We start from the raw sequence: 25553 nt of genomic DNA, 5'->3' as shown, positions 1-25553 counted from the left end.
ATACAATATTATATGCTAAATATGTTACTACAAGTTGCTGTTGATACACTAAGTCGCACACTTTCGAGTGAGACTCCAATAAGTGTTGCTGATACCGTAGATAAACTTTCGGTATGGGAATTAGCTACAAAGGGAGGGTGGATCATGATCGTATTGCTTCTTCTTTCTATAGCAGCCCTTTATGTTTTTGTTGAGCGTCTCCTCTTGATGAGAGCCGTTTCACAATCTGATCCATCATTTTCTAGTAAAATTAGAGATTACATACATGAAGGTAAGATTCAGTCAGCCATAGATCTGTGTAATAAGACCAATACACCTGGTGCTAAAATGATCGAAAAGGGAATCCAGAGACTTGGTCGCCCGATGCAAGACATTTCTGCAGCCATTGAGAATGTGGGAAATATTGAAATCTCTAAACTTGAGAAGAGACTACCAATACTATCAACCATAGCATCGCTAGGCCCTATGATTGGGTTCTTAGGAACAGTTGCTGGTATGATTAGGGCTTTTTACGATATGGCAAGTGCTGGATCTGGAGTCGATATCTCTTTACTCTCATCAGGAATTTATGAGGCACTCGTCACAACTTTTGGTGGACTTATCGTAGGAATCTTAGCACTCTTTGCTTATAACTTCCTGGCTACAAGATTAGATTCAGTAATTACGAAATCCGAACAGGAAGCTCTTGAATTTATGGATTTGCTTAACGAACCAAGCAATAGTAGAAGATGAAACTAAAGCGAAAAAGTAAGGCTATAGAAGCCTTTAGTATGTCGTCCATGACAGACATCGTCTTTCTTCTGCTCATCTTCTTCATGGTAAGCAGTACTCTCATAGTACCCAGCTCACTCAAAGTTACTTTACCACAGTCTAGCAAGCAGAGTGCTACACGCCCTGTCACTAGGATTGTGATAGACAAGGATCTAAACTTTTTTGTTGGACTCGAAGAGGGTAAAGACCAACAGGTTGGGTTTGAGGACATTGCTCCATTTCTAGAGATGACCAAAGAAAGTAACCCAGAAATGTACGTTGCACTTTATGCGGATGAAGAGGTGCCTTATCGCGAAATTGTAAGGGTACTTAATATTGCGGTTGAGAATAAGTACCAAATGGTTTTGGCCACTCGACCTATTGACTAATAAGCATGAAAGAGGATAGGAATAAAAAACATAAGATTATCGCCTCTGTGATCACAATACTAGTGCACACAGCACTCGTAATAGCTCTATTCTTCATGTTCTTACCAAGAATTCAGCATGAAGAGGAAGGGGGTATTTTGGTCAATATTGGAGATACTGAATTTGCCTCCGGAATGTTTACTCCTCATCAGCTAGATCCAGATTATGAACCAGCGACGCCTCCTACCCCTCAGGAAATAATAGAGGATGAGTTCCTAACTCAAGAAGACTCCGAAGCTCCAGCTATCAAGCAAGAAGAAAAAAAGAAGGAGCAAAAAAAGAAAGATGAGGCAGAACTACTTCGTAAACAAAAAGAAATTGAGAAGGAACAACGAATCCAGAAGGAGCTGGAGGAGCAAAGACGCAAAGAAAAGATACGAAAGAGTGTAGCTGGTGCTTTCGGAAATGCCGAAAACAAATCTGGGACTGGAGATACTCCGAACACTGAGCCAGGGGTACAGGGATCACCCGATGGTAATGTTTCTTCTGGGGGCGTTAATACTGGAGTTGGAGGTTTTGGCGGTAGCTTTTCCTTAAAGGGGAGAAAGTTGGTAGGCAATGCCTTACCAAGACCTAGCTACGACACACAGATTGAAGGTACTATTGTCCTAGAAATCATTGTGAGCCCAGAGGGAAACGTACTTGAAGCTAATCCCACAGTGGGAACTAATATTGACAACTATCAAATGAAAAATAGTGCTATCAAGGCGGCGAAAAGAGCAAAATTCACCCCTATTGATGGACTTAATAACCAGATAGGTACCATTACCTATCGATATGTATTAAATTAAGTAACACGTAAGAATTTTTAGAATGAAAAAGAAAGCATATATTTTATTGGCTTCAGGATTTGAAGAAACTGAAGCAATGGGGACGTGGGATGCCCTTATTAGAGGTGGCGTAGAAGCCAGTTTCGTATCTATTTATAACGACTATGAAGTAGAAGGTGCCCATGGTCATAGGCTAAACGCATGCCTAAATATAATCGATATCAAAGATTCTGGGGCTGATGCTATAGTGCTACCTGGTGGAATGCCTGGAGCAAAGAACCTTTATGAGAGTGATAAAGTTAAGGAGATTATCCAAGCGCACTACGATGATGACAAAGTCATTGCTGCCATTTGTGCAGCTCCTCTCGTCTTGGGTCGTATGGGATTGCTAGAAAAAAAGAAAGCTACATGCTATCCTGGATTTGAAGAAGAACTCAAAGGAGCTACTATATTTAATGCACCCGTTTGCGTTGATGATAATATTATTACTGGACGTGGACCAGCTTATGCACTTGATTTCGGAGTCGCTATTTTAGGAACTCTTATTGACAAAGAAGCTGCAGAAGAAGTCGCAGATGGCCTTCTACTTAACGAACAATAAAAGAGTCAGATACTTCTTTTTCTTAATGTCTTTCATTAGGTAAGTATTAAGATAATCGAGAGTAAGAGGCACATCATGAATCCAAGTTTTTTATTGGATAGGTGATGTGCCTCCTTTTGTCTCTTTTCGTAATATATAGAGGGTTCGTAGCTCAGCATATAATGATTGCCTTTAGAATATCGAGCGATGTCAATCCTCAGCATACTGAAAAAGAGTGCCCAAAATAATGGACGCCATCAAACACTAATGTTGACAACAATCCAGTTTATAGGGATCGTACAATGCTCTCTTTCTTTGGAAATTAGGTGTTTGAAACTGTCACAAAAATTTGAGACCAAATAGCTTTCATCGATGAATAGGAGGTCAATTCTTGCAAATCATATGATATTACACACTTGTTAACTAAGAGAATTTTTATTACCTTTGTTATACAAGAAAGCCTAGTGAGGACTTTTCTTAAGAGGGGATAAATGATATTTGTGCGTCGGGCAAATGGGAAACTCATCATATATTACAATTCCGAGATCCTTGGACTAATGTAATGACTGGCCTCGATCTCTTTCGGGAGATGTACTCTTTATGGGTACCAGTGGATTTCAGAGCATTGGCCATTCTCAAATCCTTATTTTCGGAGTTTTGACACTTTCCCCGGCGCACTTTTTTTAATGAAAGAGCCGCAAATCTATTTGGATCTGCGGCTCTTTCATTTTTGTCTTTGATGCACATCAAATAAATGAAAAAGGGTATATTTGTTTATTAGATATGAAGAATATGAACCAACAATATTCATGGCAAGCAAGAAGTGAACTTCTGCTAGGTGAGGAACGGATCAAGCGTCTCCGAGAATCTCATATCCTCTTATTGGGATTGGGTGGCGTAGGAGGTTACGCTGCTGAGATATTAGTGAGGTCAGGCATTGGCAAACTGACCATTATAGATATGGATAGCGTTAATGAAACGAATATCAATCGTCAATTAATCGCACTTCACTCTACTGTGGGACATTCAAAAGTTAGTGAGTGGTCGAAACGCTTGTTGGATATTAATCCTAACTTAGAACTCATCAGCAATGACGTATTCATTAGAGATGAGGAGACAGAGCGTTTATTAGCTAGTGATGCATACGACTATGTGATTGACGCTATAGATACTCTCAGTCCGAAAGTACACCTTATCAAATCATTGGTTGAGCATGATTTGCCATTTATAAGCGTGATGGGTATGGGGGCTAAATTTGATCCTCGAAAAATTAAGATAGACCGTATGGATCGAGTAAAAAACTGTCCTCTTGCTCGATTTATAAGAAAACGCCTAAGGAAGTTAGATATCCCTCTTAAATTTCAGGTTGTTTACTCTGAGGAATTACCCGATGATAGGGCTATTTTACTGACAGATGACGAACAAAATAAGAAATCAATCACGGGCACTATCGCTCAGAACCCAGCTGTAGCAGGCTGTTATGCAGCCTACGCGGCACTAGATTGGATTACAAAGGGAGGAACTTTATATAGGGATGAATAACAATGGATAAAATCATTATCAAGACTGAAGGAATCCGTAAGAGTTATGGCACTCTAGAGATACTGAAGGGGATCTCTATGGAGGTCCTAGAGCATGAGATCGTAGCCATCGTAGGAGCAAGTGGTGCGGGAAAAACGACTTTACTACAAATATTAGGGACTTTGGATAAGCCAGATGATGGCGAAGTTCTTATCGATGGAGTAAGTGTTCATAAACTAAGCAGCAATGAACAAGCTGATTTCCGCAATAAAAAAATGGGATTTGTGTTCCAATCTCATCAATTACTGCCTGAATTTAATGCAGTTGAGAATGTTGCTATCCCTGCGATGATTGGTGGACTGAACAAGAAAGAAGCTTTACAAAAGGCTACTCTTATTTTAAAGAAGCTAAGCCTTGGAAATCGATTGAATCACAAACCTGCCCAATTAAGTGGCGGAGAGAAACAGAGGGTAGCAGTGGCAAGGTCTCTGATAAATAATCCTACGTTAATTTTTGCAGATGAGCCTACTGGTGCTTTAGATAGTGGAAATAAGGAAGAGTTGCACTCCCTTTTCAGACAGCTCAGGGAGGATAGCGGACAAACATTTGTGATTGTTTCGCATGACCCAGAGATTTCTCATATCGCGGATAGGACTATTCATCTACAAGATGGGCTGGTGATATGAACCAAAGGGTTAGGATAGACAGAGAGGATCGTAAAGTATTATTAGCACTGGCTGGTGTATTGATTGCTTTTGTACTCTATCTCGGCTTACGTCCTACCCCAAGTATTGCCGATTCAAAAAATGAAGCACCTCAAGAGCTAACAGCTCTTTCAACAGACACTGTATCCCCTACCCCTCAACACTCCATTTCTAAAAAGGAGTATATCAATAAGGATACGTTACCAATACGTACAGACAGGTACCCTGGACCTCCCGAACGAATTAAATACCCTAGTAAGCTTCAGGCGGGTGCCACTATAGACCTAAATAGTGCAGATACATTGTTATTGAGAAGAGTGCCTGGCATAGGGGTGTCATTCTCAAGGCGTATATACAAGTACAGAGAGTTACTTGGAGGATATTATGTGGTCGAACAGCTACAAGAGGTGTACGGAATGGATAGAGAGCGTTATGACCAGATAGCTCCCTTCTTCGTTATAAAAACAGCAGTAAGACCGTTGATAATCACTGAGGATAGTATTCCTCGTCATCCATATCTACAGTATCGACATCAACACGTCCTGCAGGACTTAGCTAGAAAGCATGCAACGGTGACATGGGAAATGCTAATGGATAGTGGAGCTTTTTCACAAGATGACTCACTGAGATTAGCTCCATACCTGATGCTACCTAACTTTTTGGATGAAGAAAATATTTAAATTCACTTTATTATGAAGCAATCATCACATTTTTTAATTGGTGCCACTTCCTCTGGCAGTGGTAAGACGACTCTGACCCTAGGCTTATTAAGAGCCTTTCGTAACAGAGGCCTTTCGGTACAACCCTATAAATGTGGCCCCGATTACATAGATACTAAATTGCACAAAATAGCATCTGGAAATGACTCCATCAATCTAGATTTATTCTTATCCTCTTCTCAGCACGTTAAGCAAATCTATAACAAGCACTCTATTAATTCAGATGTATCAATAACAGAGGGTGTTATGGGGCTTTTCGATGGGTATGATAAAGCAAATGGCAGTAGTGCTGAAGTTGCCAAAGAGCTTGAATTGCCCATCATATTAGTTATATCCCCTAAAGCCATGGCGTACTCAGCAGCTGCGATTCTACACGGATTTAAAAGTTTTGACCCCTCATTAAATATAATAGGTGTTATTTTCAATAAAATAAATAGTGAGAGCCACTATCATATCCTAAAAGAAGCAGCAGACGCCGTCGGGATACATTCATTCGGGTACCTTCCTTCAAATGATGAACTCATCATTCCCTCTCGACACCTAGGATTAGTAGCCGATCGTGAACAAGTAATTGACGAATTAGCAGAAAAGGCGGCTGCCCATATTGAGAAAAACCTTGATGTTGATGGTATTCTCCAACGAACACAAAAAAGGATAGAGGAAAAATCAATTGAAGCCCCCCACTCTATTAAAAGACAGTTTACATCTGCTGTTGCTTATGATGAAGCCTTCTCCTTCGTTTATAGAGAAAATATTGCATACCTAGAAGAGAGAGGTAAGGTCTCTTTTTTTAGTCCAATTAAGGATACTATATTACCTAAAGCTGACTTTCTATACCTACCTGGAGGGTACCCAGAGAATTATTTAAACGAAATCAGCAACAATCATAAGCTGATGGAAAGCATAAGGGAATATATCGAAAATGGAGGAAAAGTCATCGCTGAATGTGGTGGAATGATGTACCTATCCAAAGTAATAATAGACGAAGATGGGGTCAGATACCCGATGGTTGGCATATTAGACCAAGAAGCAACATTGGAAGAGATGAAATTAAAACTAGGATATAGACAACTGGAATATAATGGTCTACAGCTAAAAGGACATGAATTTCATTACTCGAAAACCATAGGAAATTTAGAAAGTGTAGCTCAGCAAAAAAGTGCCACAGGTAGAAAAGTAGAGACTAAACTAATACGATACAAGAATGTATTAGCTAGCTACACCCACCTTTATTGGGCTGAGATGGAAGATTTAATGACAATATTTTGATAGCTATGAGCATATATACAAGAAGCGGGGATAAAGGGATGACAAAAATACATGGTGGGACTCGTGTTCCCAAAGATGATATAAGAATTGAGGCCAATGGAACCATTGATGAGCTAAATAGTATGCTTGGGGTCGTTCGTGCTTACCTAGAAGATAATCATGAATGGCAAGAACTCTTATATAAGATCCAAAAAGAGCTAATGATAGTGATGTCACTTGTAGCGACACCTCATTCTGAGAGAGACAAGAATCCCAATAAGCTGGAAGACGATATGGTTAATTGGGTTGAGTCTAAAATTGATGAGTATAAAGAGGCATTAGGGGAAGAGAGTAGATACTTCATCCTACCGGGTGGTAATTTAGTTTCTTCACATCTTCAGTTAGCTCGAACCATTGCCAGAAGAGCTGAGCGACATTTATGGACACTAAATAGAGAAGATGAGGTTCCAAACCAAATTTTAGTACTCATGAATCGTCTTTCCGATCTCTTTTTTATCATGGGAAGATATGAGATGCATAAACAAGGAGCACCAGAAGAAAGATGGCAACACTTCTTATATAAAAGAAAGTTGAAAAAATAGGGAATATGGTTGCTTAATTCAGATAATATATATATCTTTGCAATCAAATAAGAACAACATACAAGAGGAAGTGTGGGTGAGTGGCTGAAACCACCAGTTTGCTAAACTGACGTACGGGCAACCGTACCGGGGGTTCGAATCCCCCCGCTTCCGCTTTAAGTACTCTGGCAAAGACGAGCCTACCAGTACAACAAAACAGAAAGTGTCTTAATTCTCAACGAGTTAAGACACTTTTCTTTTGGTGCTAAGCCCCTCCTCAGAGCACCTCCAGAGACGGTCAAAACTCCCAAAATACTCTACTTTGGCTACAATCTGGCTACAGAAAAACGAGTGTGCCAAAAATTGTAGCCAAGAGCACTTACAGAGCACACATAGAGTACATACATTTTGTTGCTATTCAAACGATTATGTAGAACTTTGTAGCGTGGCTACAGAGAAAAAAGTAATCAAAAAGCACCCTGTATTCTTGGCTACAATTGGCTACAATTTTGGACTCAGGGAGTGGTTTCTGGCTACAATTTTTCTTCTGCTATCGCTACACTTTAACGACAAGATGTATGAAGACAATTTTCAGAACTGCTTTCTATCTCAGAAGCAACTATGTAAACAAAGAGGGTAACACCTCTGTAATGGCAAGGATTTACCTCAATAGTGAGCGTTTGTCCATTGGTTCCACTGGCATCTCCGTTAACGCGAAGTCGTGGGATAAGGAGAAGGAACGTATGAAAGGGCGTAGCACAGAAGCTCTCAGTACAAATCTACAGTTAGACAACATTCAAAATGGGCTACAGAACATCTTCCGAAGATTAGAGTTCTCTGACGAGCTTTCATTAGAGAGGATAAAATCGGAATACCTCGGCAAGAAGGAAGATGTAGATACCTTTATGACTCTCTTTGAGAAGTACAATAATGATGTACGACAGCAAGTAGGTTACACCAAGACACCTGCAACGCTTCAAAAGTATGAGGCATGCAGGAAACACTTTAAGGCTTTCCTGAAAAGCAAGTATCGCAGGTCAGACCTAAAAATCAGTGAGCTGACAGTTTTGGTAATTCACGACTTCGAGCTCTATCTAAGGACTGTAGGAAAACAGAATCAAAATACAGCTAATAAGACCCTTAAAACACTCAAGACAATAGTACTCTTTGGAAAGGGTATTGGGGTTATCCACCACGACCCATTTAGAAACCATCAATTCACCTCTACGCCTGTAGATAGAGGATTTCTTTCAGAGGAGGAAGTGATGACTATAGCAACTAAAGACTTAAGTGAGATACCACGCTTGGAGTTAGTAAGAGATATCTTTGTCTTTTCCTGCTTCACTGGACTTGCCTATATTGATGTCGCCAATCTCAAGCCCGAACATATCGTCACTCTGGATGACAAGGAGTGGATTATAACAAGACGACAAAAAACTAAAGTAGAATCCAACGTTTTACTACTGGATGTCCCTAAGAGTATCATTTCAAAATATGAGGGACAGACGACAAGAGAGGGGATGCTTTTCCCTATACTTAGCAACCAGAAGATGAATTCGTACTTGAAGGAGATTGCTGATGTTTGTGGTATCAAAAAGAACCTTACTTTTCACTTGGCCCGTCATACCTTTGCAACTCTATGTTTGAGTAAGGGAGTTCCTATGGAATCTGTATCTAAGATGCTTGGTCATACTAACATCAAGACCACTCAACTATATGCTCGTATTACAAATAAGAAAATTGAGCAAGATATGATGGAACTCGCTGATAAGATTGGCGACTTCTCACTCAATAATGTACCACCATTAGAATCAACCGCAATATGAATATAATTGCAGAGTTTAGCCCATCATGGGGTGTCACAAATTGTGATACCCTATCAAGCAATAGGATATGTAACAACAGATGATGATGAATGAATTATGACACAGAAGAAACAATTATCGTACTTCCTTTTGAAGTTAGAGAAGTATTTGAGTGACTATCATCCTGAAAAGTTACAGGATATAGCTTTCACCAACTCACGAGCCGAAGAGGCTCTGACTATCTATTATGAGGCTATTCAGCAAGGACACGACTACCTACAAGCAGAAGAACTCGCCTCAGAGACCTTGTTTCGAGGACTTCATTTCTCTGCTTATGATACCATTCGGACGATCTTGGAGAATGAGTTTGAATCAGGGCTACCTGAGCCTTTGCCTGAAAAGTTAGCACCTATTCTACTCAGAAGCCAAGCCATCAAGGAAGTATTACAAAAGTATGTCCTCAGTGATGAGTTTGATGGTACCCGAGAGTATGAATTGCTCTACACAGAACTCACTGGCACGATTGCATTGCTGATAGAGGAGAATAAGCTCCCTACTATGGAAGCATAGCGTGCGGAACTAATCATTAACCTATGGAGCTTCTATCGCTTCAAGAGCTAAGATATTCAAGCCGTTTCACACGCCAATGGGGGTTCCCCCTTGTCTTTGTGACACCGCTTTATTTTGTCCGCTCTTGAAACCCAAATAGAAGCTCCAGTTATGAATAAGAACATTATTAATAGAGACCCGCACGAGCCAGCTTTCCTTCCTTTTGAGAAGGCAACTCCCCAAGCTCCAGTAGAGCCAGAATTGACCAAGTCACAGTTCATCCGTTGTCGACTTCGACAGCTCTTTTACGTTGCTCTCATTGCCGGCATCCTCTATGGTGGCTACCGACTCCTTGTCAAGATACTTACGCCCGAAGTTCTGACCATCATCGGTATCATCGTAAGCTTCCTTATCCTCCGCTGGGTAGTCCGCATCGTCCTCCGCATAGCTTTCACCATCCTCAGCTTCATCTTTTGGTTCATCATTATTTGTGCCCTCCTCTTTGTTGTCCTTTAAAATAATGAAGATATCACCTTGAAATAATCAGTATCTTAGCGATGTGTAGAACCTGCCAAGCCTCTCACTGACGCTCAAATTGGCAGGTCGTTTTGTATGTACTTGAGCAAAGACTTGCACAGCCCAAAGTACATATGTCCTAGCAACCTTCAAGAAGCTCACGACCAAGCCGTCAAGGCAGTAGAGCGACAAAGAGAGCAGGAGCAGCAGAAGAAAAGACGACTCAAAGCAGTAGAAGCCGAAGCACTCTTTAGAGAGCAAAAGAGCCAATTCTTTGGCATCGCTTTCACAGACGGTACCATTCAAGTACGAGTGTTAGAAAGTGTACAAGAATACGTAGAGGAAGGTACTTCCATGCACCACTGTCTCTTTCTTTGCTAGCGAATACCACCTGAAGCCCAATTCCCTTATCCTTTCTGCTACTATAAATGGCAAACGAATAGAAACCATTGAACTCGATCTTGAGACTCTTAAAGTCATTCAAAGCCGTGGCATCTGTAACTCCACTACCGAGTACCACGACCAAATCCTACAACTTGTCCAGCAAAATAGCCACCTCATCGTACAGCGACTAAAAGTTGGTTGCTCACTCTCAGCAAATGTCGATTGAGGCAAACTTCCCAATCTCTCTTTGGAGGTTAATAAGGCTATAAAAATCCATATAGTATCATTGCTGTCCGATAAAGCTTTTTAGTTAGAAATTAAAGTAAAGGGCTTTATTGGACATGAATGTTATTATTTATATTCTCCAAGAGTCCTTTTTCAAATCGCTCTAAATCAATACCTCTTTTTATATAATTCATTGGTATTCGTGTCCTAAAGTCACCATCTAAACAGAACTCATTTTCTTGATGGGCACTATCATAAATCTCTACTAAGTGTTCTACATGATCACCTATGTCAGTGTTGAATTTCATATATTCAGCCACACTTTCAATGTTTTCAATTTTAAGTCTGTCTTCTCCTTCGTATTTAGTCATATCTATTGAACATAAGGCAAAGCAAGCACGCTTTTCGTGAGCTTTTAATGTCTGATTTCTTGAAATCCTTATTGGGGTTTCTTCTTTCCATTTTGATTTAACCTCAATGTAATAAACTGGATTCCCATTGACATAAACTACAAGGTCTTGACCATCTTGTTCGTTTACCACATTTGCTTTTAAGTGTTCCTTTAATCTTTTCTGCAACACATCTTCCAAGTGATTCCCAATTTGCATTTTAAATTGTAGATCGAGTTTCTCTTGCTGTTGAGTCTGCCATGCCTCTTCAGCCAATCTTATCAATTCACAGGGATCTGAATGTCCAGCTATTTCCGCTAACTTTTTTATTACAGTATCAGTCTGACTTAAAATAGTGAAGGATGCTTCTTGGTCTGCCAACTGAGCCAATATCGCCGATTTATTTCTTGATGTTGCTGGATATAGCTTTTCATTGTTTTCCTGCTCAGAATTAAAACTCCTAATGATGTCTATAATATCACTTTTAAAAGGGTTATCTTTCATGTCAATTTCATTTCCAGATTCCCCAAAGAACCGTTTCTCTATCTTAGACGTCAAATCCAAAGCTTCGATAGTATCCAAATCATTGTGAATATTTTCAATTGACGCAATTAACGAATGTGCTAGTTCGTTTCTTATTGGATTTTCTGGCTCAACTATCTTGTCGTATAAATCCTTTACAGACTCTGGTATTTTATCATCCCTTTTAAGATTGCTTATCTTTTTTAGTTGGTAAAGTTGATTTGGAAAAATCTGATATTCCCAAAATATCCTTTTTATTTCCGCATACTTGAAAGCCTCTTTTAAAATAGTGACTAGTTCGGTTAAATGTTCTTCTGTCCATTTAGAGTCTTTATTACTAATGTCATTCAAAAACACTCTGAATAAATCGTTTTGTCCTTTTCTGGTATCTAAATTGTTTCCTTCGTCCTTTGAAATATTAGGAAGAATAATCGGTTCTGAAGCTAAATCATAATACTCTTCAATCAGTTTTGTCACTTGCACAGGACCACTTGTTGAATCTTCACGTGGGATAATCCTAGCATACTGAATCAAATATTTTAAGTATCCTTCAGGCAGATCTTTTGAACGTGTATTATCCTTTATATGTTCATCTAATGAAGCATTGATAAACTCCATGTATTTTTTTCTGTCAAAGTCTGAAAACTCCAAACCTTCAAGTAAAAAATCAGGATCAATTTGGCTATTAGTTATTTCTGGATTAATCGCATTTGCTATATCAAAGAGTTCTTCAGGCAATTCAATAGTTTTTTTTAACTCTATTTGCTTCCTAAATTGACCTTTAATATTGGGTAGTAATTTATTATTTGCGAACAATTCTCCCTTCCCTTTACGAATCATTTCATTATACAATAGAATTAAATCTTCCTTCTTGAATGATTCAATTTTTCCCTTCTCCGATAGCCGTTCAGCAATGTCATTAAATTCAATCCATTCTGTGCCTTGGATATCCCAATCATCTACTAGTTTTGTCCAACTTCGTATGAGGTCTAACTTAGGAATCTTTTCATATAACACACTAACAACGTTGTAGATGGCCTCCAGCGTGGGTTCATCTACTTCATGTATTATATTATTTTTAAGAAAAGATACGTCTTGTGTCGATAGTCGACCGGTTGGCGTTTCAACAAGCGGAAGAGTCTTAAAGCTATCCGTCCACTCTTCTTTGATTTTTTTAAAGTATTCGTTTAGCTCTTCATTGTCAGAATTAACTGGAAAATTGACTTGAGAAAGTAGGTGAGGATTTTGGATTTTCGAAAGATTCCGATTAAGAAAAGAGTTAATGGAATCAAATGCCTCTTTCATAAGCTTCTGATTGATTAATTCTTCCGCCTCGTTTTTTTCATTTTGTGAATTAAGATGTAAGCCGTCTCTCGGTTCAGTAGGATGAAAGTTTTTTGAATGAATTATATAGTTAATCCCCAAATGCTCTGTACCAATTAATGGGTAAAACAAAAAAAGTCGTGGCAGAGTGTCTTGCAAATTCACTGCTTCTCCAATGCTTCCATCAGCAGGTGAATTACTTTCAATGGGTAAAACAATGGCTAATCTATCAGTTTTAAGGTAGTTAATCCTTCTCTCCTTGTCATTTATCTGTATTACTCTCGTGTAAAAATCTCCGTTGTCTATTTCAGCTTCTTTATTGAGGTAAGTTGTTGTTACACCTTCATTATCTGTAACAGTCACTTTCTTTAACCTGTCATTAAAAACCATCACATAGGGCAAAATCACATTGAGTGACTTGGTTGCATCAAGTGCTCTTGTTTTATTGAGTTCATTGTTAAAGCTGAATTTAAAAACAGTTTTTGGCAACTCGTCAAAAGTCGGTTTCTTCTTCAGTAATTCTTCTACTTGAGCTCTTAGATCTTTTATTTCATCACATAATTTCTCCCAATCTTGCGTGCTACGATCTATTTTTAAGTTGCTGAATTTTATGTGTCCTGAACCTTCTTCAGTTTCATCTTGAATAGCAGCACTTACTTCCACTATGTCACCAAAAGAGTGTGATGTCATAAAGCCTGTTCCGTACTGTCCTATAGGATCACCTTCTTCTCTTTCTTCTTTCTTTTCCGTAAGAGTTTTTGAACTCACTTGTGTAAATAAACAATCTAAAGTGTGCATTGTAAATGGCTCCCCATTATGAGAAAAAACCAATTCTTCTTCTCGTAACTCTATCTCAATTTCACAGGAAGGACTTAAATCCACCGCATTCTGGAATAGTTCCCAAATAGCTCTTTTGGCATGGTTAGGTCCAATTTTCTTTATGCCCTGAATAATCTTATCTGCGTGTTGCTTTAAGTCATTACGTTGAGTTTGTTCTCTATAAATAGCAGCTTTTGATACTTTTGCCTCCATAAAAATAACTTAGTTGATAGTGGTACAGTCTCTGAAACAGAAAGTAAACTTCTAATTAACACAACAAAGATACTGCTTTCCTACATATTACTACGCACATTCTATATTTTTCGAACAGCAACGATAGAATAAAAATCAAGGCGACTGGCTATCACAGTTAGTCGCCTTATTGGTTGACAATTTAAAAATCACCTATTCATTCAAACTATAAAGAAACCGTTTATTTAGTACGCTTATTATTGAAGTCGAAGGAGAGGTGCTGGAGCTGACCGTGGTTGTCCTCGATGTAGATGTCGATTAGTTGGCGGTCGGTGGAACGTGAGGTGTAGTAGAGCCTAAAGGACTTGCTTTCCAATGAATAGCGGTCATTTGGCTCAAAAACAACTCCATCAAGTCTGAGTTCGCCCTCACCCTCGGGCTGGAAGTAGCGGATGGTGTAGCGAGTGTCTGAGAAGTTGCCCTCCGACTTGAGGAAACAACGGATTTCAGCCGTCTCTCCTAGTCCAATCGCCTTGCGTACTGGCATCGTCTCCACCTCAAATGGGAAAACCGTCTGCACATCCAGAGTACGATCACAACTACTAAGGCAAAACCCAGCCAACGCGAGTACCCCCATTACCCATATCATTCTTCTTATCTTATTCATAAATTCACCCTCAATCCAATAGTTACATTAGGTCTAAAAGCATTCAAGTTTGAGCCAAAGAGCATTCGCCCTTGCCCTTTCACCACAAATAGCCAGCTATCCGTTAAGAATAGCTCCACCGAAGCCTGCAAAGCACCACCATATACTAAGCGAGATTTGTCCAGCAATATTGCACCATCTGGCAAATCAGCCTTCCCACCATTCACCTCCTCATAGCCACCTAATCCTGTAGCTCCGAGATAGAAGAAGATATTCTTTCCTCCGTCCGAAAGTATCGGGTGCATATACCCCACTTGAAGCAGTCCACCGAGGACAGCCACGTCAGATGAGCGATAGTCGTAAGTTTGCCCTTCACACTCCAGAGCGAGAAAGGCATAGTTGGCGGTTTTGAAGTAACGCACCAGCGACACTCCAGCCGTATAGTTCTCAGCTCGAAAAAGCTTCTCGGCTCGGACTATAGGCACCCCGCCAAAGAGTTCCAGTCCCTTCTGATTGGGGATAAGCCTCTGAGCTTGTGACGGCATCGCTACCGCAATAATCAGAGCCAGAAATACCATTACTCTTTTCATCACCACTTCAGCTTTAGGTTATCAATGCGCCTTGCTCTTAGCAAGTCCTCATTCTGCATATAAAACGTGAGCGTCCGCCCACCATTACGTTCATAGAGCGTCACCTCCAGTTGCTTATCCTCCGTGAGGGCAAATTGCTCCAGAGCAAAGACCGTTCGTTCCTTGCCATTGGGGTGCACTTGCATGATTTGATGATAGGCACGGAGTGGTTGAAGTACTCGTTCCTGAATAGCCGTCTGCTTCGCCACCTTTTTGTCCACCACCTTAAAAGAGACGAAGTCCACCGAGAAAGGCATATTACTCTCATTGTCAATGCGCGTGTGGAAGTAGAGCAAGCCATTATGAGCATAGAGACCACGCAACTGAAAACGTAAGCCAAACTGCCTGGCTCCAATATGCTTCACCTCCCGCTTATTGTTCTGGTAAATCGTCTGCATAATCAATTTCACCAGTACTGGACTTTCATTGCCCAGCTCTCTAAAGTAGATGTCTGCTCTATTGGAGGGCAAGCGACCATTTGTTGGACTAAGGAAATCCTTCATCTCAATATTGAGCTTTTCGGGTTCATCAACATACTTCACATTAAAGCTGTAGAACGAGCCGTCATCGCAAATCACCGAGAGATTACTCTCCCTTTCAAAGTCCCTTACGGCCGCCTTCACCCTCAATACATTCTCCGCCCCTCCCCCCTCGTCCGCTTTCCCAGCGACCAAGGCATTGCTTCCTAAGTCCACATAACGGATAGGAGCAGGAAAAATCAAGTGAACCGTCTTGTCAAAGGTTACTTCCAAGCCATAAGGCACTACTACACGACCATCGGGGATCGTTCGACTCATCCCTTGATAAAGGTCTCCTGAATCTTGTGCTACAGCACTCATACCAAGTCCGAGTGCCAGCACCGCCATTAGCATTACTTTCTTCATATTTATTCGTTAGTATATCGTTTGTTATTTACTCTGCACTAAGTAGAGCTGATGCCCACCCTTAATCGTCACCTTAATGGCTCTCAACTTCTTTTGGAGCAGTTGGCTTGCCCCCTGCATCACACCTCGAGCAGCCTCAGAGATGATTTGGTCTTTGGCAGAAGAAGCAAAGGTGAAGGAAGTACCCATAGAGCCACCTACAGTTGCTCCCACCTCCTTAAGTGCCATCACCTCCTCAATGCCAGGTATCGCAATGCCCTCTTGAGCATCGAGGTCAAAAGCGGAGAGAGCAACTGAGAATATTCTATCCCCCACCTCAATGGAGCGAACAAATAGCCTCATCCTATACCCCTCAATCTTTGCTTGAGCCACAAGAGGAGCATTTCGAGGAAGTCGAATACCCGATAAGAGAGCAGGCTCTGAGAGCCGAAGGAGTACAAAGCTACCTTCCTGTAAGGTCGTCGTCTTATCGACCACCACTTTAAGCGTATTTCGTGGTACAACTTGCTCTGGTACGGTGGCGACAGAGTGAAATCCCCAATTTCGCTCACTCGCCCCGTAGGTAGCGATGAAGGCCGAGTCGGTCATCGGTCGGTCCAGCCTTGAGACCACCGACTTCCGATCCGCCAGCACCTCCATCTGAGGTAGCTCAGTTGTCGGCATACCGCTATCCATAGGTTTAGAAGTATCGTCTGCCTCTTCAGAGTTACCCTCAAGGGAAGGTATAGCTCCCCCACTATTAGGCAAATACTTCGCAGCCATCTGGTAGCTCTTCTCCATCAGAGCCAGCTGACGATCCTCCTCGCTTACGATGTCTCTTTCCCTATCATTCAGCTTCTGCTGAAGTCGCTCCACCTCCTCACGCAGGTAATCTATCTCCCCCTCATAATAGTCCTCCGCTTCATGAAAAGAAGCCAACAACTCATTATTTCGCTCGTACTGCTCCAGAGAAGAGCCAATCTTGGTAGAGACAGGTTCCTCTTCACGCAGTAGTTCCTCCTGCTCTCCTTGGCTAAAGTAGTCCGAGAGCCTGCCGATCTCCTTGCGTTGCTCAGCTACACTCTCCTCATAGCTTCCCAATTCATAAGCCTTCAGCTTATTCTCCTCCAACTGCTCTACCGAAGCTTGGGGTACCACATCATTCAGCCCCGACTGCTCCAAGGTCTTACTGCCACCACTTGGCTTAAAGATAAACCACATGGAGAGCCCAAAGATAAGCCCCAGGGCAGAGAAGATGAGCCACTTCTTGACCTGTTCCCGCTTCACTTGTGGTAGACCTCCGTTCTTACTATCTCCCATTGCTTAAATTGTGATTAAAGTTATCCTGCTCCATGGCTAATATCTGGGTCGCCACCACAGAAGCGATAGAGTCAGTTTGTTTCAGTTCGATGGGGCTATCCCATAGTGTCTCGCCCTCCCTGATGATAGCAGGGGTGTCACATTTCTTGATGAATAGCTGAGCCATCATATAGAGAGAAACCACTAGGTAGATACCACTCAGTAAGTAGACTACTGTGGTCTGCTGCTTTGGGGTGAGCCTACCACATTGCCTCCTCAACCAAACCTCCCCCCTCCTTAAGAGCTGACTACGCCTACGTCTCATCGCTTTATGGTCTGTAAGTCCCTATTCTCCACTACAACAAACTGCTCCATCAGGAAGCCCTGCGGATTATTATCCGAGCGGACCGAGTTTTGGAGGGTACACCTCGTCACCAAGCTACGCTCCGTGATGTTGCTCTGCCGGATGATGTATTGTCGCCCAAAGGTCTGCACCTCATAAGGGTAGACCTCGAAGTTACACTGGATAGAGTCCAGTACCACCCGTTGATTGATATTGCCCGAGATAATCCGATTGTAGTACCCCTTCTCCGCCAAGTCCTTGTAGTAGTTGAAGGCAGACTTGTCGCACAGCATAAAGGCACGAGCCATATTGCTCTCGATGGCCTCCTTATCAGGAGCTATCGTAAAGAAAAGCTCGTGAAACCGCCGTACATGCTCCCTCGCCTCTACAGGTCGATTGGTCGCGGCATCCTGGCTCAGTGCCAAGATGAGCGACTTGCCATTGTCCAGCACATATACCTTCTCCCGCTGTTCGCGAGCAAAGGCATAAGAGCTGTAGAGGGCATAACCACATACCCCAAGGCAAAAAAGCACAAAGAGTATGGCATAGAGCCTAATCTGCTTAAAAGAACTCTCTATATTTGTTAGTGATTTGAATTCCATTATATCTGTTTGTTATCAGCCCCCAGCCTCCTAAAAGGGGGAGCCTGTTATTTCTTAGTAAGCATTCCCTTAATCCTTCCTGCTACATTACCTACTGCAGCTCCACCAGCACTTGCCACCTGCTTTCCACCAGCATATGCTTTCTGTGCACCAGCTTTTCCAGCCTGATTGACATTGCGACCATAAGAGCCAATGCCACCACCAGCCTCGATAATCCACCCAGCCACTGTAGGGACAGAGAAGTACCCCACGATACCGATGAGGAAGAAAGCCATATAGTACCAGCTTCCCACCTCAGGAATAAAGTTGGGGTCAGCCAGTTGAGCAATATCCTTCTGAAGCATCAAGACCTGAATCTTGGTCAGTAGAGCTGTGAGGATGCTACTCACTGGCAGCCATAGGTAAACAGAGATATAGCGACTAAACCAAGCCGATAGGGAACCCCCTAAACCATCCCACACCGCAATGCCAAAGACGATAGGTCCCAATATAGAGAGGACAATCAGGATAAAGGTGCGTAGCGTATCAATGATGAGTCCAACCGCATGAAAAAAGAACTCCAAGATGTCCTGTATCGCTTTCATGATCCATTGCTTTGTCTTATAGGCAGCTCGCTCCGCATACATCCCAGCAATGGTGATGGCGTCCGAGGGACCAATAATCCCCATCTCATCAATCTTGGCATCAAAGAGTTCATTAGAGACGAGGTAAGCCTTCTCAGGGTCTCTAAGGAGAGCCTCCTCCTGTAGCTTGTCCCTCTTGGCTCTGAGACTGCCCAGCTCCCCCTCCTGCATCACAACCAACTGTTGTGTTCCCTTGACCACAGGAGAGAGGATGGTATTCATCGTCCCAAGAACCAAGGTTGGGAAAAACATAATACAGCAGCCCAGAGCAAAAGGACGCAACAGAGGATAGAGGTCAATGGGCTCTGCCCTTGCCAATGAAGCCCAAACACGTATAGCGATATAGAAAAGCGCCCCCAAACCAGCAATCCCCTTAGCAATACCAGTCATATTGCTACAGAGCGGCATCATCTCCTCGTAGGTGCTACGAAGGAGTTCATGTAAACTTGAAAAGTCCATCGACTGTTACCTATTACCAATACCGTACATCATCACCCCCATATAGAGACAGCACCTGCTGAAGCTCCCCCTTCTGCTTGGCACGGACATAGCTAACCGAGATATTCTTACGGGTATAGTAAGAGACAATCGAGCGGTATTCACGTACGGTGTTATAGATCTGATCAATCATCTGCATCCTTTCATGGTCACTCATAGAGAAGATATTGCTCTTAGAGACCTGCTTTAGCTCACGTAGGCTCTCACCACTCAGTTCCAAGAGCTTGGTGTACCCTGAAGCCATCGCAGCCAACTCTGCAGGTCTGAAGTTGGAATCATTGAGCATTTTCCTGAAAGAGGTGACATAAATCTCCGAGATGTCGCCCACCATCAAGATGGTCTCTTTGACCTTGTATGCATCCCCAATGAGGTTATTCACCTTCTTAAGGGCATCGTAGTACTTCTTGCTCTCATTGTACAGCTTCTCCACCTCCTTGAAGTTGTCCAGGGTGTTCTTAACCGTCTTACTGGCGGTTGTGATCTCCTTAATCGTATTAACGATATTTCCAGCGAAGTTAGTGGGGTCAGCAACCACCCACTGAGCGTTGGCTCTGCCGATTAGCCCGAAGAGCAAAACGCCTAAAATCCATAGCTTCTGTTTCATCATCTCTTTGTCGTTTATAGGGTTACTTATTCTCTCGTTTTTCTCGTTTCTCTTGTGCCAATTGACGGATCGCCACCTCAATGTCGCCACCCAGTTGCTCAGCACGTTTCATCACCTCCACCTTCTCCAACTCTTCAGTGGTATAGGTGAGGTACTCCTCCATAGAGACCTCTGTAGCATAAACGGCAGACTGCACACCACCCAGCCCTATCCACACCTCCTTGTAGAGGCGGTTCGGGTCATTGTTCATATTGATGGAGAGGATTTGTCCTTTCTCCTTTTCGGAGAGACCGAGCATCTCCTGAATGCCATCAAACTTGGTCATGTACTTACGCTGGTCTAAGAGAATCTTACAGTCAGAGTTGTTGATAATGCTCTCCTTAACAATGGGAGACTGAATGATGTCATCTACCTCCTGTGTCACCACGATGGCTTCACCATAGAACTTACGCACCGTCTTGTAGAGGTACTTGATATAGTCTGCCATACTGGCACTAGCGATCGCTTTCCACGCCTCCTCAATAAGGATCATCTTACGGATCCCCTTAAGTCGCCTCATTTTATTGATGAAAGCCTCCATAATAATGATGGTGACGACAGGGAATAGATCTTTGTTATCTTTGACCGCATCAATCTCAAAGACGATAAATCGCTTCGTGAGGAGGTCGATGTTCTTATCCGAATTGAGCAAGAAGTCATAGCGACCACCCTTGTAATACTGCTTGAGTGTCGTTAAGAGGTTATCAACATTAAAGTCCTCCTTGGTTACCTTAATGTCTCTCTGCTTCAGCTCCTCACGGTAAGTGTCACGGAGAAATTCGTAGAAGCCATTGAAGCAGGGCGTATGCACAGGAGTAACCTTGATAAATTCAATGTAGGCATTGACGGCAGAGCCCAGCTCTCCTGCCTCCGTTTTGGTAATCCTTTCATCAGAACTCTTCCATAGAGTTAGAAGGAGGGTACTGATGCTCTCACGCTTTTCTACATCGAAGACATTGTCATCGGTGTAGAAAGGGTTGAAGGAGATAGGGCTTTCATCGGTATAGGTGAAGTAAACGCCATCCTTACCCTTGCTCTTCTGATGGATTAAACCGCATAGTCCTTGATAAGAGTTACCGGTATCTACCAAAAGGACATGAGCCCCTTGCTCATAGTATTGCCGTACCATGTGGTTGGTAAAGAAAGACTTTCCCGAACCTGACGGACCAAGGATAAACTTATTGCGGTTGGTGGTAATCCCCCTCTTCATCGGCAGGTCTGAGATATCCAAATGGATGGGTTTGCCAGACAGACGGTCTGCCATCTTTATTCCAAAAGGTGAGAGCGAATCTTTATAGTTGGTCTCTGCTGTAAAGAAGCAGAGTGCAGGCTCGATGAAGGTATAGAAACTCTCCTCGCTGGGGAAGTCGGCAGCGTTACCAGGCATACCCGCCCAGTAGAGGGTGGCTGTATCTACGGTGTTGTGCCTTGGCTTGCATTCCATGAGTGCAAGGGCAGAGCCAACATCATTCTTAATATTGCGTAGCTCTTCGGGGTCATCGCTCCAAGCCATCACATTGAAATGGGCTCTTATGGAAGTGAGACCTTGGGAGTGGGCTACATTAAGGTACTCCTGTATCCACTCCTCATTGATTTGGTTGCTACGGCTATAGCGACCGAGGGAGTGCATATTGCGGGCCGACTTCTCAAACTTCTGTAGGTTCTCATCACTATCCTCAATAAAGAGGTACTGGTTGTAGATGTGATTACAGGAAAGCAATAGACCGACTGGAGCAGCAAAGCTCAATCGGCAATCACTTCTATCTGTAGAGAGCCGTTCGTATCGACTATCGGTACTCACGGAGGTGGGTAGGTCATCAGTGTCAGAGAGGGTATGGAGACAAAGGATATTGTCCCCAACCCGCACCTTATCTGCTCCTAATCGGATGTCTTGAAGGGATGGGTTGCTATCACCATTCAAAGAGAAATAGCAATCCAATAGCCCGTAGTGATGCTCGCTACCGACTATTTCCTCTTCAGTAAGCCGAGTCAGCTTGATTTGTTCGCTATCATTAATGATTCGTTCAAACTGGTCTACTGCCTCCAAGAACTTGGTGACCTCCTCTTTGTCACTAATCTCTTTCGGCAGGATATGCCCACGGCACAGCGTAGAAAAGTTGCTCTGTCTTTGCATTCGTTGCTTATTGGTCTTGGTAAGGAAGAGGTAACAGCTATGATTGAGGAAGGGACGCTCATTGAAGTGCCTTTCCGAAGCTCGTGAGAGGAAACTTAGCCATTCCCCGCCTTGCTTACTGGTCAGCTCTTGCTGATAGTTCTCCTTGATGAACCAATCCTGCTTATGCACGATGGAGTAATTGGGCAACACCTTAATGGCTTTATGCCAAGCAGAGTGCATCGCCTCATACTCTACAGAGGTGATGGTGAAGAGCTCAGGAAGCTCCACACGAAAAGCGACTGTAATGTCTGCATCCTTAGAGACAATGCAGTCGTGCTCCACCGCCAATAGCGGGAACTTACGCTCTAATGTGCTTATCTTACTGCTGTTTCTCATCTGCGTAGTGGTGTAGACTTGAGGTTATTGAAGAGGTGTGCGACGGAGCGTCTATTGATGAGGTAGCGGGGGTGACTTTTAATCGCCCCTCGCTTCATCAATCCATATTGTCCGTACTTACGGTTCATGGCAAACGTTTGCCACACCACAACGGTGGCACCCACTAAGCCTATGACCAGACAGACCACTTGATGGACGCCAATCAGGTAGAGGATAACAACGGTAATGAATGTACCCAGTAATCCTCCTGCGAAGAGGAAGAGGTACTGAGCTTTCAGTCCCTTAAACTCAACGCTACGTCCAACACCCTTATTGATTTCCCACTCAGCCATACCCGCTAAATGATTCTGATATGATGATGTTTAGAGGAAGAAGCTCCTAAGGATCGTAGCTGCAACGATTAGGAAGATACAAGCTCCAAACCAAGAGGCAGCGGTCTTGCTGGTGTCAGGGTCACCACTAGAGAACTTATTGTACACTTTCACCCCACCAATCAGGCCCACTACTGCCCCGATGGCGTAGATAAGCTTGGTGGCTGGATCAAAGTAGGAGGTGACCATCTTAGTCGCCTCAGTAATACCAGCCATCCCATTGCCCTGCGCATAAGCTCCCATAGTAGTCCCTGCTATGAGGAGCAGTGCCAGCATTAATTTCTTTCTGTTCATACGTCTGTTTCTATTCGTTATCTATTCATCTATCGTCCTCTGTAAGATTAGAGATAGTATGAGAGCGGTCGCTCTTCTGTCTCCTCTAATTTCTCTTCTATCATAGGCGTCTCTTGAACCGCTACTTCAAGTTGCTCCTCTTCTACCTCTCTTATCACCTTCATAATGGCTTTGCCTGTCTCATTAAAGTGAGCCAAGTTCTTGTTCAACTGCTCCAGCATATCGGTGCCCCGAAGTGCTCTTACAGTTGCTTTGACTGCTTCGGCTTCCTCCTCTCCTAACTCCTCTTTCTGAGTAGCGCCTTGGAGGCGAGCAAGCTCCTTAACCAGTACACCACCTGAAGGGGACGGCTCAGTCGCTGAAGCATCGTCAAAGAGCAGTAGAGCTTCTCGCTCCTCTTCTTCTGGATCCACCTCTTCCATGTCGTTAGAGTAATCCACATCAAGCTCCTCCAGCTCCATTTCATGCTCTGAAACACCTGCTATCTCGGGTGATTCAGGGGCAAATATAGGGATGTTTTCTACTGCTTTTTCGGATGGGGAAGTCAAGAGAGGTGAGGGGAATTCTTGGGGAATAAAGGGCTGACTCTTGCCTACTAAGCGAGCGAGCTGCTCCTCCTTTCTGGAGGAGGGACTACGCTCTGTTCTTTGCCCTAAATCCCCATCAGACTTTCGGTCTGAGTGCTTTAATTGCTTTAATAGCTTCTTGTAGCGAATGTCGGAACGGTATCTCGCTACAACCTTGAGGAGTAAACCTGTTATCAAGTAGAGGATCGCTACACTTAGCCAGACTACAGCTAAGATAAGGAGTGTATTGAGTAGGGTAGTGGTATTCATTCTGGTATGGTCTCTTTGCGTCGTCGTTTAGCGGTGACTTGGTTAATCAAATCTCTATACTCACTGATGTGGTCCCTTAGGATGTTCTCAATATAGGCGGTGAGGGTCGTCCTACTTCCTAAGTCCTGCAGAATAATCTTAAGGAGGGTCACGGTGTCCCGACTGAGTGAAAACTGGGTCTTGCTCTCAAGCACTTTGGGCGCCAGGAAGATTTGCTGATACTCGACAAAGTCCTCCCTGCTCTTAGTCGTTTTACTCCGCTTCTGCTGCTTGGAGGACGCCTCTGTAGAAGGCATTGTTTTCTCAATAGGATTAGGTGGAGATGAGGTCTCAGTATCTAAGGCATCTACCTCATCCCGGTCCTCCAGCAATCCTTGAGCAGAAGCCTCCTCGATGGGTTGGTCATAGAATGGGCTATTCTCTGCAGTCCTATGGGTGACCCCCATCTTACCCATCTCGTCAAGCTTCTTGGTCAATAGGGCTTTTCGCCTCTCCTCAATGGTTGCCATCTTGCTCGTCTCTTATGGTAGTTAGTTGAATCCGATTGAGTAGCTCTGTGACCCACTCATCTATTCCTGTGCCGATACGGAGTGCGGGAGCAGGTGGCAGGTAAGAGCAGCGAAAGACACCTTTTACGCCTCCCAGTGCAAGCTCTCTTGAGAACTTTACGGAGCTGTACACTTTGGCATCTAAGAGTGAGAGGCCATGCTCCTTGATGTAGCGGGTGTACTCCTCTATCACACTATTTTTGGCACGGCGATCTACTTTGTTCCAAAATAGAAAGAGCTCCTTTATACGTGCGTCGTCTGTGGAGACACCTATGTCTTCAATGGTCTTGGCATAGGCTAAGGAGGAGGCCAAAGACTGTACGTCTGGCTCTATGGGTGAGATAATGTAATCCATCTCGATAGAGAGGTTGAGTAACTCTAAGGTACTGGCGTGACCAGGGAAATCGAATATGACCAACTCTGGGGTTAGCACCTTCTCAGTACCAATCAGTCTTGAGACCTCCTTCAATGCCTCTTCTACGGGTACAGCAGATATGGGATAGGAGGGTTTCCCAAACTTCTTAAAATGCAGTTGCATCCCCTGTGCTATTTCGGGGTACTCTTCTATGGTGTCACGGTCACGCTCTCGCAACTTGAGGAATGACTCCTGCCGTCCATCACAGTCTACCACAAGAAGGTCTATGCCTCTTTCATAATAGAGAATTGCGGAGAAGAGTTCCGCCAGGGTGCTCTTTCCCACGCCTCCTTTTTGAGAGGCAAAGCCTACATAGATGGGTCGCTTTCTGTCCGTTTTGGTCTTACTCATACCTATCCTGTTTAATTGTTAAAAATCGATTAGTCGATTAGTGAGTGAGCTCATC

General features: G+C 43.1%; 27 protein-coding genes, 1 tRNA gene and 1 pseudogene. 14 read left to right on the top strand and 15 right to left on the bottom strand.

The genetic code is table 11. The features are described from left to right. Positions 1–12 precede the first annotated feature (12 nt). The 14 genes and pseudogenes from QYZ87_10070 (at position 13) to QYZ87_10005 (ending at position 10781) form a co-directional block, all read left to right on the top strand. Complete coding sequence (locus QYZ87_10070) at positions 13–732, top strand: MotA/TolQ/ExbB proton channel family protein (GenBank protein ID MDN4754855.1); 720 nt, start codon at positions 13–15, stop codon at positions 730–732. Then, positions 729–1139 carry a biopolymer transporter ExbD gene (locus QYZ87_10065; protein MDN4754854.1) on the top strand — a complete coding sequence of 137 codons (411 nt, stop codon included), beginning with the start codon at positions 729–731 and terminating at the stop codon, positions 1137–1139. The genes QYZ87_10070 and QYZ87_10065 overlap by 4 nt, the downstream gene beginning before the upstream one ends. A 5-nt stretch (positions 1140–1144) precedes the next feature. Next, positions 1145–1969: a TonB family protein gene (locus tag QYZ87_10060; GenBank protein ID MDN4754853.1), complete on the top strand. Its 825-nt coding sequence runs from the start codon at positions 1145–1147 to the stop codon at positions 1967–1969. Between the two features lie 22 nt (positions 1970–1991). Beyond that, complete coding sequence (locus tag QYZ87_10055; protein MDN4754852.1) at positions 1992–2549, top strand: DJ-1/PfpI family protein; 558 nt, start codon at positions 1992–1994, stop codon at positions 2547–2549. Positions 2550–3311: 762 nt separating this feature from the next. Next, positions 3312–4070 (top strand): tRNA threonylcarbamoyladenosine dehydratase, encoded by a 759-nt coding sequence (locus tag QYZ87_10050; GenBank protein MDN4754851.1) that lies wholly within the window; start codon positions 3312–3314, stop codon positions 4068–4070. Between the two features lie 14 nt (positions 4071–4084). Next, a complete protein-coding gene (locus QYZ87_10045) occupies positions 4085–4735 on the top strand; it encodes an ABC transporter ATP-binding protein (GenBank protein MDN4754850.1) in 651 nt (216 codons plus the stop codon). Continuing rightward, the gene (locus QYZ87_10040; protein MDN4754849.1) at positions 4732–5433 is read left to right on the top strand and encodes a helix-hairpin-helix domain-containing protein; all 702 of its coding nucleotides are present in this window, start codon (positions 4732–4734) and stop codon (positions 5431–5433) included. Before QYZ87_10045 ends, QYZ87_10040 begins: the two co-directional genes overlap by 4 nt. 12 nt (positions 5434–5445) lie before the next feature. Then, entirely contained in the window at positions 5446–6741 is a 1296-nt protein-coding gene (locus QYZ87_10035) for a cobyrinate a,c-diamide synthase (GenBank protein MDN4754848.1), read from the top strand. A gap of 5 nt (positions 6742–6746) precedes the next feature. After that, positions 6747–7322 carry a cob(I)yrinic acid a,c-diamide adenosyltransferase gene (locus QYZ87_10030; GenBank protein ID MDN4754847.1) on the top strand — a complete coding sequence of 192 codons (576 nt, stop codon included), beginning with the start codon at positions 6747–6749 and terminating at the stop codon, positions 7320–7322. 66 nt (positions 7323–7388) lie between these two features. Continuing rightward, positions 7389–7475, top strand: a tRNA-Ser gene (locus tag QYZ87_10025). A 404-nt stretch (positions 7476–7879) separates the two neighbouring features. Continuing rightward, positions 7880–9127 carry a site-specific integrase gene (locus QYZ87_10020; protein ID MDN4754846.1) on the top strand — a complete coding sequence of 416 codons (1248 nt, stop codon included), beginning with the start codon at positions 7880–7882 and terminating at the stop codon, positions 9125–9127. A 96-nt stretch (positions 9128–9223) separates the two neighbouring features. Next, on the top strand, positions 9224–9676 hold the full coding sequence (locus tag QYZ87_10015; protein ID MDN4754845.1) for a DUF1896 family protein: 453 nt from the start codon (positions 9224–9226) through the stop codon (positions 9674–9676). A gap of 150 nt (positions 9677–9826) precedes the next feature. Then, entirely contained in the window at positions 9827–10171 is a 345-nt protein-coding gene (locus tag QYZ87_10010) for a hypothetical protein (GenBank protein ID MDN4754844.1), read from the top strand. A 102-nt stretch (positions 10172–10273) separates the two neighbouring features. After that, a pseudogene (locus QYZ87_10005) lies at positions 10274–10781 on the top strand (PcfJ domain-containing protein). A gap of 106 nt (positions 10782–10887) precedes the next feature. Here the strand turns inward: QYZ87_10005 and QYZ87_10000 are convergent. The 15 genes from QYZ87_10000 to QYZ87_09930 form a co-directional block, all read right to left on the bottom strand. Further along, entirely contained in the window at positions 10888–14046 is a 3159-nt protein-coding gene (locus QYZ87_10000) for a DUF3883 domain-containing protein (GenBank protein MDN4754843.1), read from the bottom strand. 220 nt (positions 14047–14266) lie between these two features. Next, entirely contained in the window at positions 14267–14692 is a 426-nt protein-coding gene (locus QYZ87_09995; GenBank protein ID MDN4754842.1) for a DUF3872 domain-containing protein, read from the bottom strand. Then, on the bottom strand, positions 14689–15261 hold the full coding sequence (locus QYZ87_09990; protein MDN4754841.1) for a conjugal transfer protein TraO: 573 nt from the start codon (positions 15259–15261) through the stop codon (positions 14689–14691). The genes QYZ87_09995 and QYZ87_09990 overlap by 4 nt, the downstream gene beginning before the upstream one ends. Beyond that, positions 15261–16184 carry a conjugative transposon protein TraN gene (traN, locus tag QYZ87_09985; GenBank protein MDN4754840.1) on the bottom strand — a complete coding sequence of 308 codons (924 nt, stop codon included), beginning with the start codon at positions 16182–16184 and terminating at the stop codon, positions 15261–15263. Before traN ends, QYZ87_09990 begins: the two co-directional genes overlap by 1 nt. A gap of 24 nt (positions 16185–16208) precedes the next feature. Then, positions 16209–17483: a conjugative transposon protein TraM gene (gene traM / locus QYZ87_09980; protein MDN4754839.1), complete on the bottom strand. Its 1275-nt coding sequence runs from the start codon at positions 17481–17483 to the stop codon at positions 16209–16211. Then, positions 17473–17787 (bottom strand): hypothetical protein, encoded by a 315-nt coding sequence (locus QYZ87_09975; GenBank protein ID MDN4754838.1) that lies wholly within the window; start codon positions 17785–17787, stop codon positions 17473–17475. Before QYZ87_09975 ends, traM begins: the two co-directional genes overlap by 11 nt. Beyond that, the gene (gene traK, locus QYZ87_09970) at positions 17784–18407 is read right to left on the bottom strand and encodes a conjugative transposon protein TraK (protein ID MDN4754837.1); all 624 of its coding nucleotides are present in this window, start codon (positions 18405–18407) and stop codon (positions 17784–17786) included. Before traK ends, QYZ87_09975 begins: the two co-directional genes overlap by 4 nt. A gap of 47 nt (positions 18408–18454) precedes the next feature. Next, entirely contained in the window at positions 18455–19489 is a 1035-nt protein-coding gene (traJ, locus tag QYZ87_09965; GenBank protein MDN4754836.1) for a conjugative transposon protein TraJ, read from the bottom strand. 13 nt (positions 19490–19502) lie between these two features. Further along, the gene (locus tag QYZ87_09960) at positions 19503–20132 is read right to left on the bottom strand and encodes a DUF4141 domain-containing protein (protein MDN4754835.1); all 630 of its coding nucleotides are present in this window, start codon (positions 20130–20132) and stop codon (positions 19503–19505) included. Positions 20133–20154: 22 nt separating this feature from the next. Next, complete coding sequence (locus QYZ87_09955; protein MDN4754834.1) at positions 20155–22683, bottom strand: TraG family conjugative transposon ATPase; 2529 nt, start codon at positions 22681–22683, stop codon at positions 20155–20157. Next, complete coding sequence (locus QYZ87_09950; GenBank protein MDN4754833.1) at positions 22680–23015, bottom strand: DUF4133 domain-containing protein; 336 nt, start codon at positions 23013–23015, stop codon at positions 22680–22682. The genes QYZ87_09955 and QYZ87_09950 overlap by 4 nt, the downstream gene beginning before the upstream one ends. A gap of 30 nt (positions 23016–23045) precedes the next feature. After that, positions 23046–23348, bottom strand: coding sequence for a DUF4134 domain-containing protein (locus QYZ87_09945; GenBank protein MDN4754832.1), 303 nt, complete (start codon positions 23346–23348; stop codon positions 23046–23048). A 47-nt stretch (positions 23349–23395) separates the two neighbouring features. Then, positions 23396–24184 carry a hypothetical protein gene (locus QYZ87_09940; GenBank protein ID MDN4754831.1) on the bottom strand — a complete coding sequence of 263 codons (789 nt, stop codon included), beginning with the start codon at positions 24182–24184 and terminating at the stop codon, positions 23396–23398. Next, positions 24181–24693, bottom strand: coding sequence for a DUF3408 domain-containing protein (locus tag QYZ87_09935; protein MDN4754830.1), 513 nt, complete (start codon positions 24691–24693; stop codon positions 24181–24183). The genes QYZ87_09940 and QYZ87_09935 overlap by 4 nt, the downstream gene beginning before the upstream one ends. Then, positions 24680–25498 carry a ParA family protein gene (locus QYZ87_09930; protein ID MDN4754829.1) on the bottom strand — a complete coding sequence of 273 codons (819 nt, stop codon included), beginning with the start codon at positions 25496–25498 and terminating at the stop codon, positions 24680–24682. The genes QYZ87_09935 and QYZ87_09930 overlap by 14 nt, the downstream gene beginning before the upstream one ends. Between the last annotated feature and the right edge of the window lie 55 nt (positions 25499–25553).

The organism is Porphyromonadaceae bacterium W3.11 (genome assembly GCA_030434245.1).
GTDB lineage: Bacteria > Bacteroidota > Bacteroidia > Bacteroidales > Porphyromonadaceae > Porphyromonas_A.
This window is presented reverse-complemented; position numbering and strand designations above follow the sequence as displayed.